The sequence below is a fragment of the Streptosporangium sp. NPDC003464 genome, from assembly GCF_053588315.1.
Window position 1 is genome coordinate 19,537 of record NZ_JBSFPS010000065.1, and the last position, 19,412, is coordinate 38,948.

The 19,412-nt window shown below is 73.8% G+C and carries 14 protein-coding genes and 1 pseudogene; 5 read left to right on the plus strand and 10 right to left on the minus strand.

Features of this window, described 5'->3' with window-relative positions; all coding sequences use genetic code 11:
- Positions 1-88 precede the first annotated feature (88 nt).
- Positions 89-1,540: an MFS transporter gene (locus ACWDS7_RS16860; protein WP_451930041.1), complete on the plus strand. Its 1,452-nt coding sequence runs from the start codon at positions 89-91 to the stop codon at positions 1,538-1,540.
- 1 nt (position 1,541) lies between these two features.
- Here the strand turns inward: ACWDS7_RS16860 and ACWDS7_RS16865 are convergent, their stop codons facing one another.
- Complete coding sequence (locus ACWDS7_RS16865; RefSeq protein WP_451930042.1) at positions 1,542-5,024, minus strand: indolepyruvate ferredoxin oxidoreductase family protein; 3,483 nt, start codon at positions 5,022-5,024, stop codon at positions 1,542-1,544.
- A 114-nt stretch (positions 5,025-5,138) separates the two neighbouring features.
- Between ACWDS7_RS16865 and ACWDS7_RS16870 the strand changes: the two genes are divergently transcribed.
- Entirely contained in the window at positions 5,139-5,591 is a 453-nt protein-coding gene (locus tag ACWDS7_RS16870; RefSeq protein WP_306858313.1) for an Lrp/AsnC family transcriptional regulator, read from the plus strand.
- On the opposite strand, the gene ACWDS7_RS16875 is transcribed toward ACWDS7_RS16870, so the two are convergent.
- From ACWDS7_RS16875 to ACWDS7_RS16885, 3 genes are all read right to left on the minus strand, one after another.
- A complete protein-coding gene (locus ACWDS7_RS16875) occupies positions 5,563-7,638 on the minus strand; it encodes a SpoIIE family protein phosphatase (RefSeq protein WP_451930043.1) in 2,076 nt (691 codons plus the stop codon). The genes ACWDS7_RS16870 and ACWDS7_RS16875 overlap by 29 nt on opposite strands.
- Positions 7,639-7,813: 175 nt before the next feature.
- Complete coding sequence (locus ACWDS7_RS16880) at positions 7,814-8,008, minus strand: DUF397 domain-containing protein (protein WP_086577970.1); 195 nt, start codon at positions 8,006-8,008, stop codon at positions 7,814-7,816.
- Entirely contained in the window at positions 7,999-8,823 is an 825-nt protein-coding gene (locus tag ACWDS7_RS16885; protein ID WP_306858318.1) for a helix-turn-helix domain-containing protein, read from the minus strand. Before ACWDS7_RS16885 ends, ACWDS7_RS16880 begins: the two co-directional genes overlap by 10 nt.
- Before the next feature lie 175 nt (positions 8,824-8,998).
- Between ACWDS7_RS16885 and ACWDS7_RS16890 the strand changes: the two genes are divergently transcribed.
- Positions 8,999-9,496 carry a hypothetical protein gene (locus tag ACWDS7_RS16890; RefSeq protein WP_451930044.1) on the plus strand — a complete coding sequence of 166 codons (498 nt, stop codon included), beginning with the start codon at positions 8,999-9,001 and terminating at the stop codon, positions 9,494-9,496.
- Positions 9,497-9,748: 252 nt separating this feature from the next.
- A complete protein-coding gene (locus ACWDS7_RS16895; RefSeq protein ID WP_451930045.1) occupies positions 9,749-10,693 on the plus strand; it encodes an endonuclease/exonuclease/phosphatase family protein in 945 nt (314 codons plus the stop codon).
- A gap of 113 nt (positions 10,694-10,806) precedes the next feature.
- Here ACWDS7_RS16895 and ACWDS7_RS16900 read toward each other — a convergent pair whose 3' ends face one another.
- From ACWDS7_RS16900 to ACWDS7_RS16925, 6 genes are all read right to left on the minus strand, one after another.
- A complete protein-coding gene (locus tag ACWDS7_RS16900; RefSeq protein ID WP_451930046.1) occupies positions 10,807-11,475 on the minus strand; it encodes an AAA family ATPase in 669 nt (222 codons plus the stop codon).
- Positions 11,476-11,707: 232 nt separating this feature from the next.
- Positions 11,708-12,775, minus strand: a complete 1,068-nt coding sequence (locus ACWDS7_RS16905) for a DUF917 domain-containing protein (RefSeq protein ID WP_451930047.1) — start codon at positions 12,773-12,775, stop codon at positions 11,708-11,710.
- The gene (locus ACWDS7_RS16910; protein WP_451930048.1) at positions 12,768-14,291 is read right to left on the minus strand and encodes a hydantoinase/oxoprolinase N-terminal domain-containing protein; all 1,524 of its coding nucleotides are present in this window, start codon (positions 14,289-14,291) and stop codon (positions 12,768-12,770) included. Before ACWDS7_RS16910 ends, ACWDS7_RS16905 begins: the two co-directional genes overlap by 8 nt.
- 20 nt (positions 14,292-14,311) lie before the next feature.
- Positions 14,312-15,631: a purine-cytosine permease family protein gene (locus ACWDS7_RS16915; protein ID WP_451930049.1), complete on the minus strand. Its 1,320-nt coding sequence runs from the start codon at positions 15,629-15,631 to the stop codon at positions 14,312-14,314.
- 22 nt (positions 15,632-15,653) lie between these two features.
- The gene (locus ACWDS7_RS16920) at positions 15,654-17,186 is read right to left on the minus strand and encodes a hydantoinase/oxoprolinase N-terminal domain-containing protein (RefSeq protein WP_451930050.1); all 1,533 of its coding nucleotides are present in this window, start codon (positions 17,184-17,186) and stop codon (positions 15,654-15,656) included.
- On the minus strand, positions 17,183-18,271 hold the full coding sequence (locus tag ACWDS7_RS16925) for a DUF917 domain-containing protein (RefSeq protein WP_451930051.1): 1,089 nt from the start codon (positions 18,269-18,271) through the stop codon (positions 17,183-17,185). Before ACWDS7_RS16925 ends, ACWDS7_RS16920 begins: the two co-directional genes overlap by 4 nt.
- 92 nt (positions 18,272-18,363) lie before the next feature.
- Between ACWDS7_RS16925 and ACWDS7_RS16930 the strand changes: the two are divergent.
- A pseudogene (locus tag ACWDS7_RS16930) lies at positions 18,364-19,412 on the plus strand (hypothetical protein); the annotation flags it as partial.

A 19,412-nucleotide genomic window follows, 5' to 3' on the forward strand; every position in this document is an offset into this window, starting at 1 on the left:
GCCGGCGTCTCACCGGGCGGCGTCCTGCCCTGCCCATGGCGGTCCGCCGACCGTGACTTTAAGCTATTAATCACTACACTGAGTAGCTATGGGGGCATCGCAGGATCAGATCATCCGGACGCTCATCCCGGCGCGGATCGACCGGCTGCCCTGGTCGCGCTTCCACACCAAGATGGTGGTCGCGCTCGGGGTGGCCTGGGTGCTCGACGGCATGGAGATCACCATCGCCAGCGCCGTCGGCGACGTCCTCCGCGACAGGCAGACGCTCGCCCTGACCTCCGCCGAGGTGGGCTTCGCCGCCACGGTCTACCTGCTCGGCGAGGTCGCCGGCGCGCTGCTGTTCGGACGCCTGTCGGACCGGTTCGGGCGGCGTAAGCTCTTCATCATCACGCTCGGCCTCTATCTCGTCGCCAACGGCATCACCGCGCTCTCCTTCTCCTACTGGTGGCTGCTGATCTTCCGGTTCTTCGCCGGCATGGGCATCGGCGGGGAGTACGCGGCGATCCACTCGGCCATCGACGAGCTCATCCCCGCCCGCTACCGGGGCCGGATCGACCTGGCGGTCAGCGGCACCTACTGGCTGGGCGCCATGATCGGCACCGCGTCCACCTACGTCCTGCTCAACCCCGACCTGCTCCCGGTCGACCTGGGCTGGCGGCTCGGCCTGCTGATCGGCCCGCTCATCGGCCTGGCGATCTGGGGTCTGCGGCGGCACCTGCCGGAGAGCCCGCGCTGGCTGGTCATGCACGGCAGGGAGCGCGAGGGCGAGCTGGCGGTGCGGGAGATCGAGGAGCACGTCCGGGAGTCCGGCAAGGAGCTGCCGCCGGTGGACGAGCGCAAGGTCATCGGGATCCGGCCGCACGGCACGGTCAGCTACCGCGACGTCCTGCGCGTGATCTGCAGGGACTACCCGAAGCGCTCGGTCCTCGGCGCCACCCTGATGATCAGCCAGTCGTTCCTCTACAACGCGATCTTCTTCACCTACGTGCTGGTGCTCTCGCAGTTCTACGGGGTGAGCGCCTCGGAGGCGTCGAAATACCTGTTCGCCTTCGCCGTGGGCAACCTGCTCGGCCCGTTCGTCCTGGGGCCGCTGTTCGACACCGTCGGCCGCAAGCCGATGATCTCCTCCACCTACATCACCTCCGGCCTCCTGCTGGCCGTGACCGGCTGGCTGTTCAAGGAGGGCCTGCTCACCGCGGCCACCCAGACCCTCCTGTGGTCGGTCATCTTCTTCATCGCCTCCGCCGCGGCCAGCTCCGGCTACCTCACCGTCAGCGAGCTGTTCCCGCTGGAGATCCGGGCGCTGGCCATCGCGGTGTTCTTCGCCGTCGCCCAGACCTTCGGCGCGCTCGGCCCGGCCATCTTCGGCGCGCTGATCGGCGACCAGGCCAACCCCGACCCGACCCGCCTGTTCTACGGCTATCTGGTCGCCGCGGGCATGATGGTGCTGGCCGGGATCGTCACCATCATGCTCGGGGTCAAGGCGGAGCGGACCTCCCTGGAGGACATCGCCCCGCCCCTGTCCTCGGTCAGGGCGTGACCTACCGGCCGCCGAGCTCGCCGAGCAGCGCGGCCGCCCGCTCCCGGTAGGCCGCCACGTTGCGCATCTTGACGTGCTCGTAGCCGCGGATCACCTCCGGCAGCTCGGCCAGCTCGCGGACCCGGTCCTCCGTCTCCGGGCGCAGGTGCGAAAGGGCACTGTGCACGTCGCGGGTGTACTCGGCGACGAGCTCGCGCTCGGTCCTGCGGACCCCCGCCCCGCCGAACGGGTCCAGCCGGGTGCCGCGCAGCACGCGCATGCCGTACAGCAGGCGGAAGGCCGGGTCGAACCAGGAGCCGAGACGGATCTTGCGATCCATGCCCAGGGCGCGCAGGACCGGCGGGTGCAGGTTGTAGGAGATCTTCGCCCCGGGGCCGAACTCGGCGGTGACGCGGGCCCGCTCGGCCGGGTCGAGGTGGAGCCGGGCCACCTCGTACTCGTCCTTGTAGGCCATCAGACGGTGCAGGTGGCGGGCGTAGGCCTCGGTGATCGGGCAGTGCCCGGCCGAGATCTCCGCCTCCCTGGCGAGGACCGCGCGGACCGCCTCGACGTAGCGGACGGCGTAGCGCGGGTTCTGGTAGGCGGCGAGGTCGGGCACCCGGACCAGCAGGATCCGGTGCAGCTCGGTGCCGGGGGCGGCGACCGAGTCGACGAGCCTGACGATCTCGGGGTTCGGCGGCTGCTCGACCGGCGCGGGGGAACCGGTCGCCCGCGCCACGGCCTCCGGGTCGGCGACGACGGCCCGGCCCCAGTGGAAGGCGGCGATCGTCCTGTCCGCGCTCTTGCCGCCGCCCAGGCGGATGGCCCGCTCGATCGCCTCCAGGCTGAGCGGGATGAGCCCGCGCTGCCAGGCCGCGCCGACCACGATCGTGTTGGCCGGCATGTGGTCGCCGAACAGCTTCTGGGCGACGTCCTCGGCGTCGAGGTAGACGTTCAGCTCACGCCGGGTGCGCGACTCCAGCGCGCTGACCTGCCCGCCGAGGTCGGTGACGTGCGTGGCCGGGTCGAGGACCATGGAGCCGGTGGGCGCCAGGCTGGTGGAGACCACCGCGACGGTCCGGTCGCGGTCGGCGCCGCGCAGCTGCTTGGGGTCGGTGGCGCCGATCAGGTCGAGTGCGAGGTAGGCGTCCACGCCGCCCGTGCCGGCGCGGCCGGACCGGTCGCCGTCGCCGCCGCCGTCGAAGATCAGGATGTCGGAGACGACCGTGCCGCCCTTCTGGGCCAGGCCGGTCTGGTCGAGCCCGCGCGACTGCCTGCCGTCGAACATCGCGGCGGTGCCGAGGATCTGCGCCACCGACACCACGCCGGTGCCGCCGATGCCCACCAGCCGGATCATCGTCTCCCCGGTCCGCGGCGGCGGAGCGGGCATCTCGGGGGGAGCCGGTACGGCGGCGCGCCCGCGCGAGGCCCTGCCCGGCGTGACGGTCAGGAAGGAGGGGCAGTCGCCCTCCACACAGGAGTAGTCCTTGTTGCAGGACGACTGGTGGATCTCGGTCTTGCGGCCGAACTCGGTCTCCACCGGCAGCACCGACAGGCACTCGGACTTCTGCCCGCAGTCGCCGCAGCCCTCGCACACCCGCTGGTTGATCGCCACCCGCCGGACCGGGTCGGGCAGGTCACCCTTCTTGCGCAGCCGCCGCTTCTCGGCCGCGCACTGCTGGTCGTGGACCAGCACGGTCACGCCGGGTGTCGCGGCCAGCTCGCGCTGGGCGTCCTGCAGCGCGGTGCGGTCGCGGACCTCGGCGATCCGCGCCAGCCTGACGCCCCGGTAGCGCTCGGGCTCGTCGGTGGTGACGATCACCCGGCGCACCCCCTCCACCTCCAGCCAGCGGGTCAGGTCGGCCACGGCGAGGGACGGGGTGATCGTCTGGCCGCCGGTCATGGCGATGGCGCTGTTGTAGAGCAGCTTGTAGGTGATGTTGACGCCCGCGCCCACGGCGGCGCGCACGGCGAGCGAGCCGGAGTGGTGGAAGGTGCCGTCGCCCAGGTTCTGGAAGATGTGCGGGGTGTCGGTGAACGGCGCCTGGCCGATCCACTGCGTGCCCTCCCCGCCCATCTGGGTCAGACCCGTCAGCGTGCCCTTGCCCTCCCGGTTGAGCACCACCATCGTGTGGCAGCCGATGCCCGCGCCCACCGGGGCGCCGTCCGGGACGGCGGTGGAGCGGTTGTGCGGGCAGCCCGAGCAGAAGAACGGGGTGCGCTGGGCGCCGAGCAGCTTCAGCGGTGCCGGGCGGGAGATCACGGCCAGGCCCTCGGCGATCTCGGCCCGGCCGTCCAGGCCCTTGCGCCGCAGCCGGAAGGCGATCGCCTTGGCGGCCAGGTCGGCGTCGACGCTCCCGGCCCGCGGGATCAGCGGGGCGCCGTTCTCGTCGAGCTTGCCGAGGACGCGCGGGGCGTCGGCGGTGCCGTACAGGACGTCCTTGACCAGGGTCTCCAGCAGCGGGGCCTTCTCCTCGACGACCAGGATCTCCTCCAGGCCGCGGGCGAAGGTCCGCACGACTCCGGGCTCCAGCGGCCAGAGCATGCCGATCTTGAGGATGCGGATGCCCAGTTCGGCGGGGTCCACGCCCAGCTTGCGGAAGCCCTCGCGCACGTCGTAGTAGGCGGTGCCCGAGGCGACGATGCCGAGCCAGGCGTCGCGGGGGTCCACGGTGATCCGGTTGAGGCCGTTCTCCCTGGCGTAGGCCCGCGCCAGCTCCAGGCGCGGGCCGACCAGCGTCCGCTCCATCTCCAGCGACCAGGGGGTCAGGAGCGTGGCGTCCGGCGTGTGCCGGTACGGCCTGCCCTCGTACTCCACGACCGGCATGACGGGGACCACCCGGCCGGGACCGACGCCGACCGTGCCGGTGCCGTCCACCACGTCGGCGACGGCCTTCACCGCCACCCACAGGCCGCTGGCCCGGGAGGCCGCGATGGCGTGGCGGCCCAGGTCGAGCAGCTCCTGGACGCTGCCGGGGTGGACGATCGGCATGCCCAGCGCGGCGAGCGCGCTCTCGGTGGCCGAGGGCAGCGTCGAGGACTTGCAGGTCGGGTCGTCGCCGCAGAAGGCGATCAGGCCCCCGTCGGGGTGGGCGCCGACGAAGTTGCCGTGCCGGAACGCGTCGGCCGCGCGGTCGACGCCGGGGGCCTTGCCGTACCAGACGCCCAGGACGCCCGCCCTGCGCGGCCGGGGGAGCGACGGCACGAGCTGGCTGCCCCAGACGGCGGTGGCGCCCAGCTCCTCGTTCTGGCCCGGCCGGTGCACGACGCCGAGCGGCCCGGCGTGCCGGTGCGAGCGGGCGAGCTCCTGGTCGAAGCCGCCGAGCGGGGAGCCGGGGTAGCCCGACACCATCGCGCCGGTGTCGAGGCCGGCGGAGCGGTCGGCGCGCATCTGGTCGAGGATCACCCGGACCAGCGCCTGCGTGCCGGTCATGAAGACCTGGCCCTCGTCGAGGACGTACCGGTCGTCAGGGGTCACCTCACGGGCGTCGGCGAAGATCGTCATGGTTGTGGTCCCGTCTGTCTGCGCCGCTTCGATTGCCCGCAAGGTTATGTCAGGAGGTGCGAAATCCGATGTCAATATTTATTGCGATTAGCGGATTGGTTAGCATCCATTGCCATGGATGCAACCGATCGCGCAATTCTCGGTCTTCTGCAGGCGGAAGGGCGGCTCAGCAACCTCGAACTCGCCGAGCGGGTACGGCTGACCCCTTCGCCGTGCCTGCGCCGGGTCCGCAATCTTGAGGAGTCGGGGGTGATAACCGGCTACCGCGCCATGGTCGACCCCACCGCCGTCGGGCGCGGGTTCCAGGTCCTCGCCTACGTCGAGCTGGAGGGGCAGGACGCCGAGACCGTCACCGCCTTCGAGGCGGCGGTCATGGAGGTCGAGGACGTGGTCGAGTGCCTGCGCATGTTCGGCCGCCCCGACTACGTGCTGCGGGTCGCGGTGCCCGACATGGACTCCTACAGCCAGCTCTGCCTGGAGAAGCTCGGCCGCCTGCCCGGGCTCGACAAGCTCACCTCCCAGATCGCCATGAAGGCCCTCAAACCGGGGGGCGTCCTGCCGCTGTGAGCGGCCCGGACGGCAGGCGCACCGCGATCATGGCGATGTCGTCCTTCCCTCCGGCGGTCAGATCGGTCAGCAGTCCCTCGCAGAAGTCCTCCAGCGGCTCCCCGGCGAGCGTGGTCGCGTGCCGGCACAGCCGGTCCAGGCTCACGTCGAGGTGCTCGCCCGGGCGTTCGACGAGGCCGTCGGTGTACAGCAGCAGCGTGCTGCCCGGTGGCAACGGCTCGACGGCGTTGGTGCGCGGCCTGTCACGCAGCACGCCCAGGAGGGGGTTGGCGGCCCCCTCCAGGAGACGGCCGCGGCCGTCGGGGGTGACCAGCAGGGGCGGCGGGTGCCCGGCCACCGAGTAGCTCAGCTGCCAGCCGCCCTCCGTCGTCTCCAGGCGCGCCAGGACGCAGGTCGCGGTCTCCTCGCCGTAGAGGGTCTCCATGGCCGTGTCCAGGCGCCTCAGGATGTCTCCGACCGGCTCCTCCCGGTCGACGGCCAGCCCTCTGAGCATGTTGCGCAGCTGGCTCATGGTGACGGCGGCCGGCAGGTCGTGGCCGGCCACGTCGCCGATCGTCAGCATGGTGGCGCCGTCGCGGAGCCGGAAGCAGTCGTACCAGTCCCCGCCGACCTCGGCGGCGGCGGGGCTCGGCCGGTAACGGGCGGTGATCTGCAGGCCCGGGACGGCGGGCGGCTCCGGGAGCAGGCTGTGCTGCATGGCCAGCGCCGTGCGCTGCGTGCGCCGGTATTCGATGGCGTTGCTGAAGGGGTCGTGCGCGTGGTCGAGCATCTGGCCTATCAGGGCGACGTCGGAGGTGCTGAGCGGGGGGCGTCCCCCGCAGGCGGAGGCGGCCACCACCGCTGCCACGGTGCCGTCGACGATGACCGGCACGAGGACCACGCTGTTGGCCGCGGCCGAGACGAGCCACGCCTCGGCCTCCGCCGGCGCGACGCCGGGCGCCGGGGCCCCCGGCGGGAACGTCCGGTGAACGGGGCGGCGGCGCCGTACCGTGCGGGCGAACACGTTGTCGGGGGCGAAGGTCTCCTCGCCGTGCTCGGGCAGCGCGGGCAGGCCGGGCCGGACCGCGGAGGCGACGAGGTGCGCCAGGAGCGGCGCGTGCTCGGGCCGGTCCGGCGAATGGGGCAGCAGGTAGATGATGCAGCCGTCGGCGAGGTCCGGCACGATCACATGGGCCAACGCGGTGAGCATCTCCTCCAGGCGCGTGATGTCGGCGGTGGCGGCGGCGGCCCGGTCGAGCAGCTCCCGGCGCTGGTCCTCCTGCCACTCCTGCTCGATGTCGGTGCAGCTGCCCACCCACTCCACCACGGTGTCGCCCTCCAGCACCGGCACGGCCCGGACGTTGAAGTGCCGGTAGGTGCCGTCGGCGCGGCGTATCCGGTGGACGTGCTCCCACAGGGGCGGCACCTCCCGGGCCGCCCGGGACCACGACTGGACGGTCGGCTCGCGGTCGTCGGGGTGGACGGCCTCCAGCCACCCCTCCTCCCTGAACTCCTCCCACGACTGCCCGGTCACCTTCTCCCAGCCCGGGCTCGGCTCGATGACACTGCCGTCGGGCGCGGTCACCCAGACCATCTCCGCGCCGACGCTGCCCAGCTTCCGGTAGCGCTGGAGCAGGCGGCCCCGCTCCTCGGCGAGGGCCTTGATCCGCCGCGCGGCGGTGACCTGCTCGGTGACCTCCACCGACACCAGCAGCACCCCGCGCTCGTCGCCGCCGAGAGAGATCTCCGAGAGGCTGAAGGTGAAGAAACGCTCCTGCGGGCCGGTGTCGGCGTAGTCGATGGCCACCGAGGCCTCGGTGACGGTCACCGGCTCCCCGGTGCTCAGGACCTGGTCCAGCAGGCCGAAGTAGTAGTCCCGTTCGACGTGATCGCTGAACGCCTCGCGCGCGAGGGCCCTGATCGACCTGTCACCGAAGACCGACCGGTAGACGGCATTGGCGTAGACCAGCCGGTGGTCTCGCACACTGCTCACCGACACCCCGACAGGGGCCGGATCGAACACCTCCAGCCCCAGCCCGCTGGCCCTCTCCTGCCGGGCAGCTCTCATCGTGCCTTCCCTGGCCAGACCCTCCGTGCGCACCGGCGTCGAGCTCTGCCTGGCGCACTTCCCCTGAATGAGTCGCATACCCAAACAGTTCGGGCTTGTATCCACGATGGGTGCCGCCGGGGTGGAAGATCTACGCTACGCCCGCAGGAGCGACCTCACCACGCGGTGGACGGCTCTAGAGCGAGCCGCCCTTGATGCGGGTCAGGAAGGTGGCCCACACCTCCGGGGAGAACAGCAGCGCGGGACCGTCGGGGTTCTTGCTGTCGCGGACGGCGACGACGCCGGGGAGGTTGACGGCCACCTCGACGCACTCACCACCGTTGCCGTTGCTGCGGCTGCTCTTGCGCCACCGGGCACCGGTCAGATCCATGAACTCATCCTCTTCTCGATAAAGGCCGCCGAGGCGGCCTGTGGGAGTGCCCAGGAACGCAATGCGTCGAACTGGGCCGACAGGGGGTCGACCCGGGCCGGATCGGTCAGGAGCTGCGCGTTCTCCGCGTTCTCCATGTAGACCACGTCGGGCGCCCCCTTGAAGGAGAGGACCAACATGGGTCCGGCCAGCCCGGGGTAGGCCCCCACCTCGAACGGGATCACCTGAAGGGTGACCCGTGGCCGCGCGGTCGCCTCCAGGAGGTGCTCGAGCTGCTCTCGCATCACCCGGGCACCGCCGATGGGGCGCGCCAGCACGGCCTCATCCAGCAGGACGAAGAGAATCGGCGGATCGGGCCGGTCCAGCAGCCGTTGCCGCTGCATCCGCACCGTCACCATCTCCTCCACCTGCTCGACGGTGTCGAACGGCCGACCCGAGCGGGTCAGCGTCCGTGCGTAGTCCTCGGTCTGCAGCAGCCCCGGCACCACCGCGAGCTGGTAGTTGCGCAGGGTGCGCGCCTCCCACTCCAGCTCGAACAGTGAGCGGACCCAGGCGGGCGAGGACTCCCGGCCGATCAGCGGCCAGAGCTTGACGAGCGTTCCGCCGGTCTCCAGCACCTCGTCGCATCTCTGCGCGAACTTCCTGGTCGGAGCGCGCATGGCGGTCTCGACCAGGCCCACCAGCGAGGTGGAGTAAGTCGTCCGCTTGGCGAGCTCCTGCTGGCTCCAGCCCATGGCCTCTCGCAGCCGGCGCAGCTCGGAACCCCAGTAGGCCATGACACTGGCACTGGGATCCAGCTCGTTTGGGGCGGGCATGGGGGCTCCCGTCCTTTCGGGTCCTACATGTGTCGGGGTGGGTCCCACAGCGGACCCCAACCGAGATGCATGTGTCTCTTAGTAATCGGACACCTACCGAAAGTAATCATCCCACGGCACCCTGGGAATGGGAAACGGTCTGCCGTTTTCATCGAACGCCGAGAGGAGGTGGGCAGTGGCGAACCTCCGAGGCGTGCTCGCGGAGACGCCCGCCGTTCACGCCGCGTGTCTGCTCCGTGACGAACTGGCGCGGCACGGCGTCGAGGGCGACGTCCACGACGGCTACGGCCTGGCCCTGGTGTCCGTCTGGGCCGACCTAGTGGTCTGGACGGACGGCGTGGTCTACCGCTGGTGGACCGGGCGCCTGTCGCCGAGGACCAGGCAGCGGCTCTACGCCGTCTACAGCCTGGACAGCCCGGCCGCCGTGGCCCGTGTGGTGGCGCTGCGCTACGCCGAGCTGAGGGAGTGCCATCCGCGCTCCGGGCTGATCGCCGAGGCGCTCCGCGCCCGGCCGTACGGGAGGGAGGGGGGACTGGCCGGCCTGCTCCGCCCGGCGGCCGAGCCTGCCGGCCTGCTCCACCCGGTCGCCGGGCCGGCCGGGTGCGACGACCGGGCGTGCGTCCCCCCGGCGTCCCCGGCCGCCCCGCCGCTGGACGCCGTGCCCGGCCGGTGAGAGGGCGCGGCGGCCGATGAGGGGGAGCGGCGGCCGGGGCGCGGGGGCGGGAAGGCGCGGGGTGCGGGGGCGGCGGCCGGGAGGCGGGAAGGTGGAGGAGATCGCCGGGCGACGGTAAAATCGTCCGCCAGGCACGGGCATGTCGGCCCCTCCGACACCGCAAGCCTCCTCGCCGCATCCGCCGACGCCGTGATGAACTGCTTCGGTGAAGGGCACCGGGACCCGCAGCCGCCGAAGGGATCTCTCATCATCATGTCGCCGCGGTTCCGAGGCGGGCTGACAGCGGTCGCGGGTGTGCTGGTCGCTCTCGTCCTGGCGGGACACCGGCAGGTGCCCAACTGGCGGGGCCTGGGCAACACGCTCGACAGCGGCCTGCCCTGGCTGGGCCTGGCGGTCCCGGCCCTGGCCCTGGCCGCCCTCGCCCGCTGGTCGTGGCTCGCGCTGACCGGAGTGGTGATCCCGGCCGTGATGTGGGCGGCGATCTTCGGGCCCGCGTTCGTCCGCACCGCCGGCGCCGGCCCGCGGGACCTGCGCGTGGTCCACCAGAACGTCAGCTACGCCAACGGCGACCTGGTGGCGACGGCCAGGGCGCTGCGGGCCGCCGACGCGGACATCCTCGTGGCCGCGGAGATCCCCGACGACCCGGCGCCGGCCGACGGAGCGGTCGACTCCGCCTTCGTCCGGGAGATCAACCCCGGCTACCCCCACCGCTTCCCCGGCAACCCGGGTGTGGCGGTGTGGAGCAGATACCCCTTCGAGGGCCTTCCACGGCCGGTGCCCGGGGTGCTGCGCGCACAGCAGGCGATCATCGACACGCCGCAGGGCCCGGTCAGCCTCTACGCGGTGCACCTGGCCTCCTTCCGCCCCTACCGGCCGTCCGTCATCGCCAACCGCAACGCCGAGGTGGAGGCCCTGGCCCGCGCGGTCCAGGCGGACCCCAGCCCCCGGATCATCGTCGTCGGCGACCTGAACACCGCGACCACCGACCGGGAGCTGAGCCGCCTCACCGCGCTGCTGTCGCCGGTGTCGGAGCAGGCCGGCACCGGCCTGCAGTTCACCTGGCCCGACGCCTGGCCCGCCGTCCGCCTGGACCACGTGCTCACCCGGGGTTTCACCGGCCTCGACAGCCGGGTGCTGCCGGGGTCGGGCAGCGACCACCGCGCGATCCTCGCCGACCTGAGGGTCTCCGCCCGCTAGCCGCACCGGCCCGCGGGCGGGCCCGTTCACCGATGTCCGCGGCCGGGTCCGTGCTCCTCGCGGAGGTGTCCGTCCGCGTGGTGCCGGAGGTGGGCCGCGACGGGGGACGGCTCCTAGCGGTGCTCTTCCCGCCGCGGGTCCGGCAGCCTGTCGAAACGGATGGCGCCCAGCAGGTCGGCCGCCGGGCGGTCCAGCACGGTGACGCCCGCGGCCGGCGGGAGGGAGCCGCCGCGGGCGCGGGCGACGAGCACCCGCCAGCGCCGGCAGTGCCGGGCGAAGCCGGTGGCGGTGACGACCCGGCCGCGGGACAGCTGCCCCGCGCGCGCGACCTCCGGCTCGACGTCCAGCAGGATCAGGTGGACCTCGCTGCCGACCCGGCGGGTCAGCCAGGCGAAGCCGTACAGGATGTGCGGCCAGGTGCCCCGGGTGTGCGCGACGACGCCGTGCCCGCGCAGCAGCGCCCGCGCGATCCGCGACACATGGGTGGCGTGCACGATCGGGGTGCGGATCCGCGGCGGGATCGGGCCGAGATAGCGGGCCCACCAGTTGCGGGACTGCCGCGAGTCGATCACCCGCACCGTGCCGGCCCGGACCGGTCCCCGCTCGTCGCCGCGCAGTCCGTACAGCCGGTCCAGCAGGGTGCTCTTGCCCGCGCCGGGCAGCCCGGCGAGCAGCACCAGCGACCCGGGGGGATAGCTCAGCTCACCGGCGGGGACCGTCTCCGGCCGGAGCGGACCGGCGGGGGCCGGAGCGGAGGTCGGAAGCGGTCTGTCAGCCGGCATGGGGGCTCCTCGAATGCGCTCGGCCATTCGAGGTCTCCTTCACCCGCACCTCGCGGGCGACCGCCCGGGGACGCCGTGGGGCGTCCGTATTGACCGGACCGGTTCTTGGGAAGTACTCCCCTCGTCCCTACAGGTTAGGCGACCGCGGCGTGCCGCTCCACCCATCCGGCCGGATCCACCGGATCCGGCGGCCCGCCCCGGCGGCCCGCCCGGCCCGCGGACGGCGCCGGGCCTACCCCCGCACGCCGGCCAGGGGCACGTGATCGCAGTCGTAGCCGAAGTAGCGCGGCCCGGCGAGCGCCAGCCCGGCGGGGGTGGTCCACCGGGGGTCGCAGGGCGCCGCGATCACCGTGACACGCAGGCCGTACCGCATGGCCTCGGTGGTGACCGGCTCGCCGGTGTCGGTGTCCAGGACGCAGATCAGGTCCGGGGTGGTCGCGACGGTGGCGCCGTCCCGCACGGCCAGCAGGTGCTCGTTCTGGAAGCTCAGCTCCAGGACGCCGTCCGGGCCCTCCAGCCGGGCGCGGCCCCGGGCGAAGCCGCCGGTGGTGCGGCGCTCCACGTCGACGACCTTGCCGCTGAGCAGGCGCACGCCCTCCAGCAGCCGCCTGGCCGCCTCCACCGGGTCGGAGTGCTCGGCCCGCGCCAGCCGTACGGCCCGGCCCAGGTCCTCCGCCAGCGTGAGCGTCGCCGGGACCAGCCCGTCGCGGAGCTGGTCGCCGCGGAGCACGGTGTCGGCGCAGGAGACCTGGCAGCCCATCTCCACGCAGGCCGCCCGGGCGATCTTCTCCGACCACCGGTTGGAGACCGCGTCGACGACCAGGGTGTTGCCCTTGTCGTCGGCCAGGGCCATCGGGGTGGTCGAGACGCCGATCAGCGTGGGCAGCACCATCTGGGCCTCGGGGAAGGCCCGGCCCATGGCGTCCCCGTCGACCAGCGGCAGCCCGGCCTGGGCGGCGGCGGCGATGGGGATCATGGAGTTCACGCCGCCGACCTCGATCGGGACGATGTGGGTGGCCCGCCGGCCGAGCACGGCCTCCAGCGCGCGCAGGGCGGTGAGCTCCTCGGTGCCCGCCGGGAGCTTCTCCAGCAGCACGGTCGGCGCGCCCATGCCGGAGACCGGCACGACGGTGGCGTCGCGCGGCACCTCGTCGATGTCCAGGACGGTCACCGGGCCGTGGGCGCGGATCGCCTCGCGGGCCAGGAGCTTGCCGATGTAGGGGTCGCCCCCGCCGCCGGTGCCCAGGATCCCGGCGCCGCGGGCGAGGTCGTCGAGCTGGTCGGCTCCGAGTTCACGCATTGATCTTCTCCAGGTCCAGGTCGCCGACCGCCTTGACGCGGACGCGGGTCGCGCCGCCGGGCAGGTAGGCCAGGGGGATCTCCTCCACCTCGACGATCCGCACGCTGCCGGCGCGGGCCCCGGCCCGTTCGGCGCGGGAGACCGCCTTGTCGCGGGCCTCGTCGAGCATGGCGTCGCGGGCTCCGGAGAAGACCTGGTCCACCTCGCCGCCGACCTGCGCGATGGCCGCGCCGACGGCGTTGGCGACGGCGAAGTGGCCGGGCCGGTGGACCTCGTCGAAGCCGGGCAGGCCGTCGGGGACGAGGATGCTGCCGCCGCCGACGGCGACGACGGGCAGCGGGGCGGCCGAGGTCCGCATCCGGTCCACGGTCTCGGCGACGCGCTCGGCGATCCGCGCCAGCGCGGCGCGGGGGTCGAGGTGCGCGACGAGCGAGGGGTCGCCGATCTCGGCGTAGCCGGCCGCCACCGCCAGGTCGGTGGCGGTGAGGGTGGAGCCGCCGAAGACCAGGGCCTCCTCGGTGAGCCGGTAGCCGACGCTGCGCGGCCCGGCCGAGCCGTCCGGGGCGATGAGCGAGCCGCCGCCGATGCCCAGCGACAGCACGTCGGGGATGCGGAAGTTGGTCCGCACCCCGGCCAGCTCCGCCTCGCCGGTGGCCTCCCGGGGGAAGCCGCCGACCAGGATGCCCACGTCGGTGGTGGTGCCGCCGATGTCGACCACGGCGCAGTCGGTGAGCCCGGACAGGTACGCCGCGCCCCGCATCGAGTTGGTCGGCCCCGAGGCGAACGTCGCCACCGGGTAGCGCTGCGCCTGCCGGAGGTCCATCAGCGTCCCGTCGTTCTGCGACAGGAACAGCGGGGCGACGATGCTCGCGGTCTTCAGCGCCTCCTCGAAGGCGCCGACGGTGCGCTCGGCGAGCGGCCGCAGGGCGGCGTTGACGATGGTGGCGTTCTCCCTGGCCAGCAGGCCGATCCTGCCGATCTCGTGGGACAGCGACAGGTGGACCTCCGGGCCGAGCTCGGCGGCCAGGATCTCCGCGGCGCGCAGCTCGAACTCCCCGCTGACCGGAGAGAAGACCGAGGAGACCGCCACCGAGCGCAGCCCCCGGGCGGCGATGTCGGCCGCGACCCGCTTCAGCTCCTCGGGGTCGAGATCGGAGATGGGGGTGCCGTCGTACTCGTGGCCGCCGTGGCACAGGTAGTCGTGCCCCCTGACGACCTCGCGCAGCCGGGCCGGCCAGTCGACCATCGGCGGCAGCGCGGCGGTGGCGGGCAGGCCCAGCCGTACGGCGGCGACGGGCTCCAGGCGGGAGGCCTCCACCAGCGCGTTGACGAAGTGGGTGGTGCCGATCATCACGGCGGAGGCGTCGGCGGCGCCGAGGGCGGTGATCGCCCCTGCCACGCCGGAGGTGACGTCCGCCGTGGTGGGGGACTTGACGGCGGCCAGCACCTCGCCGGCGTCGCCGAGCAGGGCGGCGTCGGTGTTGGTGCCGCCGACGTCGATTCCGATGCGCATCATGCTCTTCTTCCCGATGGCTTTCAGGCGTGTACGGCGGGCTGTTCGACGGGGAGTTCCCGTGTCCCCCGGACCAGGCCGAGCCTTCCGGCGGCGACGTAGCCGAGCCCGGCCAGGACGAGGGAGTTGAGGGCGGGGATGCCGATCCACCCGTAGGTGTCGCTCAGCCAGCCGACCAGGGCCGCGGCCCCCCAGATCACGAGGGTGGCGGGCACCCAGGCGGGCTCGGTCTCGGGCAGCCGCCCGAGCTCCCGGGAGGCGTCCAGGACGGGCCGCCAGCGCTTGACCACGAAATACTCGGCGACCATGATCCCGGCGATCGGCGGTGTGACGACGCCGAGGACGAACAGGAAGCCGGCGAAGGCGTCCAGGATCCCGGCCGCGGCGGCGACGCTGCCCAGCAGGCCGATGCCGAGGGTGACGGCGACCCGGTTGAGCCGCACGCCGACCGTGGACTCCACGGCGTTCATCAGGCCGAGCGCCGCCGAGTAGAGATTCCAGTTGTTGATCTTCACGGTGGCCGAGACCAGGATGACGACGCCGACGACGCCCGAGGAGGCGGTGATGATCGCGACGATGTCGGAGGTCTTGACGGCGTAGGCGAGCAGCACCCCGGCCAGGCCGAGCACGTACTCACCGAGGGAGATGCCGACCAGCGTCTGCTTGACCACGTCACCGGTGCTGCGGTTGAAGCGGGTCATGTCCGGGGTGGTGACCGCGCCGACGATGTAGGAACCGGCGACGATCGTCGCGCCGGTGGCGATCGTGATCGGCTCGCCGAACGGCGCGGAGGAGACCAGCTCGCCCAGGCTGTGCCGGGAGACCTCCACCCACATGGCCCAGCCGGCCAGCCCGAGGAAGGCGGGCACGGTGACGAAGGCCGTCCAGCCCATCGCCCTGAACCCCTTGAGGACCAGGGCGGTCACCCCGAGCCCGGCGATGAGCGACCAGGCCCACAGGGGGACGCCGCCCATGATGGCGTGCAGGCCCGCCGCGAAGACCGCGGTCTGCACGCCGAACCAGCCGAACAGGCTCAGCGTGATGATCACGCCGATCAGCGTGGAGCCGTACCGGCCGAACCCGGTCCAGCGGGCCAGCACGGAGGTGGACAGGCCCTCGCGCATCCCGGCGACGCCGACGAAGATGCAGACGACCTCCAGGATCACCGACCCCAGCGTGAAGGCCCAGAACGCCCCCCAGAACGACAGCCCCGCGCCCAGCGTCGCGCCGAGCAGGAACTGCGTCAGGTCCGACAGCTGGCCGAAGCGCTGTACGGCCACGTTGAACCAGGAGTAACGGGCTTGTTGCGGGACCCGCTCCAGCGGGTAGTCCTCATCGATCATTGCGAAGGCCTTTCAGGGGGGTTCAGAGCTGTGAGGGGGGACCGGCCGCCCGGGCACGGAGCCTGAGGAACGGGCCGGGCAGGTAGGGCAGCGGGGAGGCGTCGGTCTCGACGATCTCGACGTGCCGGGGATCGGCCCCGGCGCGCACCGCGTGCGCCCGCGCCTCCTCCACGACGGCGTCGAGCGCCTCGGGGAGCGGGGCCCGTCCCTCCAGGCGGACGATCCGCTCGTACTGCCCGCCGACCGGGCTGGTCGCCGCGCCGATCGCCCCGGCGGTCCGGCCGTGCTCGGGCCGCCGGACGTCCGGGACTCCCAGCGCCCCGTCCGGTACGGCCGGCGCCCCGCCGCCCACCATGACCACCGGCAGCCGGTCCAGGCCCGGCTGCAGCCGGTCCACCGCCTCGGCCAGCTCCGTGAGGGTCCCGTCCTCCCCGAGGGGGTCGGGGGCGCGGCCACGGTGGGGGGCCGCCGGGCCGCGGACGCGGTCGGAGGGCCCGGGGGCGCGGTCACCGGCCGGGGCGCGGGGCACCCGGATCAGTTCGGGGATGCGGAAGCCCACGGGCACCCCGCCTATGTCGGCGCCCCGCGTGGTCTCCTCGGGGAAACCCCCGGCCAGCGCCCCGACCCGGATGCGGCCCGCGCCCACGTCGGCGACCACCGCGTCCCGCAGCCCGGTCAGCACGCCCGCGCCGCGCAGCGTGCTCGCCGGCCCGCTGCCCAGGCTGAGGCCGGGATGGCGGGCCAGATACTCCAGGCTCATCAGCGTGCCGTCCCCCCGGGTCACGAAGACGGCCGCACCGGGGAGGGCGAGGGCCAGCCGCTCGGCGGTGTCCTGGGCGAACCGGGAGAGCGCCGCGTCCAGGATCGTCGCGTTCTCCCGCTCGATCAGCCCCAGGGAGCCCAGGTCGGCCGAGAGGGAGACCGGCACCGGCCCGAGCTCGGCGCGGAGGATCTCCGCGGCCTCGCGTTCCTGGTCCCCGTCGATGGGGGAGAACACGCCGGTCACGGCCACGGTCTCGGCCCGCCCCGCCACCCGGCCCGCGAACCGGGCGACCGCCTCGCGGTCCAGCGGGGTCCGGTGCTCGGGGCCCAGGCCGCCGCCGCCGTCGACGATCCCCGCGCCCGCCTCGACCGCCTCCAGCAGGTCGGCGGGCCAGCCGAAGAACGGCCGCACGGCCTGCGCGGAGGGGCCGCCGATGCGCAGCGCGGCGACCCGGCAGAGCCCGGCGCGCTCGGCGACCGCGGTGGCGGCCCCGCGCAGCCCGACGGCGACCCGGACGGCCCCGGCGCCGCCGGGCGCGAGGGGGACGCGGCCGGAGTGTCCGGAGCGGATGTGCGTGAGCGTGCGGGGGACGCGCAGGGCGGCCGGGGGGACGCGCGTGACCGGCGCGGCCGGGAGGCGCCCGATGGAGCCGAGCGCCGCGAGCGCCGCGACCACGCCGGCCACCGGGTCGCCATGGACCGAGCCCACCTTGACCGTGGCCAGCACGGCCCCGGCGTCGTCCAGCGCGGCGGCGTCGGTGTTGGTGGGCCCCACGTCCACGCCGATGTTCATCTCCCCACCTCCGGCGCGGAGCGCCGCGCGGTCCCGGACGGTCCGGAGGGAACGGACGGGGCCGGCGGCAGGGGGGAGGCGGCGGGCTCGGACGTCCCGCGAGGCCGGGGGAGCTCGGGGAGCCCGCGGAGCCCGAAGGCCTCGGGGCCGCCGAGCCGGAGTCCGGCGGGAGTCCGCCAGACGGGGTCGCACTCCAGATGCACGACGCCCACACGCAGGCCGTACCGGAGCTGCTCGACCTGGACGGCGTCGCCGCTCCTGGTGTCCAGCAGCGCGATGACGTCCGGGACGGCGGCCAGCGGGTCGCCGTCCTCGAAGACCGCCAGGTATTCGCTCTGCGCCTCGATCCGGACGAGCCGTCCGGCGTCCGGGCCCAGCCCCTCGACGAGGATCGAGCCGCCCTCCACCTCGGCGACCTTCCCGGTGAGCAGGGGAGCCGGCAGGCGCCGGCCGATCTCGGCCGCGCGGGTGACCGAGCCGGTGACGGTGGCGGCCCGGACCTGGCCGGCGCGCAGCACGTACTCGCTGGAGGCCACCTGCCCGCCGAACGCCTCCAGCGAGACCCGCACCAGGCGCTCCAGCCAGCGGCCGTCGACGTTGTCGATCACAACGGTCCGGCCGCGCTCGTCGCAGAGCACGGCGGGCGTGGGGCTGATGCCGTGCAGCTCCATCGCGGTCTGGTCCATCCGGGGGAAGGCCCGCCCCATGCCGTCGGCGTCGACCAGCGGCAGCCCGAGGTAGGCCGCCCAGGCCACGGCGACGCATCCGTTGGCGCCGCCGATCTCGCTCGGCATCAGCGCCGCGACGCGGGAGCCGTGCAGCTTCTCGACCTTGTCGCGCAGGTAGGCGGGTTCGCCTCTGCCGCCGATCCGCTCGACCTGCACCGCGGAGGTGCCCGCGCTGCCGCAGGGCATGACGAGGGCGTCGCCGTCCAGCTCCTCCGGCTGGACGACGCGGACCGGGCCGTGCTCCTCCAGGGCCTGCTGGGCCACCGCGCGCATCATCGACACCGATCCGCCGCCGCCCGAACCCAGGACGGCGCAGCCGCGCGCGTACGCGGGGAGCAGTTCGATGTCGATGTCCACACCGAAAGGCTACGGACGGCCTCCCGCATGCTCCCTGTGCTGGGAGAACACGGTTGGCCGGGTAAATGTGACCCTGGCACACTGGGAAGGTGATGGACCGCCTGCTGGGCGCACCCGGCCTCGACGGCCTGCGGCATCTGGCCGGCCCGCTCGCCGCCCGGCGGGTCGTCCACGTCCGGCTGGCGGAGGACCTGCGCGACCTGGTCCGCCAGCCGCCCGGATCCATGATCGTGCTGACCGGCGCCGCCACCCGGCAGGCGGCCGGCTACCGCCTGGACGTCGCCATCCGCGACGCCGCCGCGGCGTCGGCCGCGGCCCTGGTGCTCACCTCCTTCGACGCCCCGCTCCCCGCCACCGCGACGGCCCTGGCCGAGCGGGGCGCGCTCGCGCTGCTCGCCTTCACCGGAGATCTCGCCGAGCTGGCGGTGGCGGCCGAACGGGTCCTGTCCGGCCCGGCGGCGGACGCGCTGGCCCGGGCCGAGGCGGCGACCTCGGCCGTCCTGCGCGCGGGCGGCGACCCCGACCGGATCGCCGAGGCGGCCTCCCAGGCCCTCGGCGTCCCGGTCCGCACCGACGGCGCGGTCTTCTCGGCGGACCTCCCGGCGGACCCGCCGGACGCCCCGCCCACCGGCTCCGGGCCGCCCACCGGCTCCGGCCCGCTCACCGGCTCCGGCCCGCTCACCGGCTCCGGGCCGCCCACCGGCTCCGGGCCGCCCACCGGATCCGGCCCGTCGGACGGCTCCCGCGGCCGGCCGGGCGCGTCAGCCGGTTCTCGCGACCGTTCCGGCGCGCCGGGCGCCGGGTCCGGCCGGTCCGGGCCGCCGCAGGGCCATCTCGCCCGCGCCGTCCGGCTGGTCCTCGGCGTCGCCGCTCTCGCCGCCTCCGGCGGCCAGTCCGACGACCACCCCGTGCGCTCGCGCTCGCAACTGCTCACCGAGCTGCTGATCGCCCCCGAGGAGCAGGCGTTCCGGCTCGCCACCCGCGCCCGCGCCCTCGGGCTCGCCGTCGACTCCTGGCACATCGCGCTCCGCGTGGAGCCCACCGCGAACGCGGCCGGTGTCGACGGTGTGGCCGATGCGGATCTCGCCGAGCTGCCGCATACGGCGCTGAAGTTCGATGATGGGCACGGGTCAGGCAACCT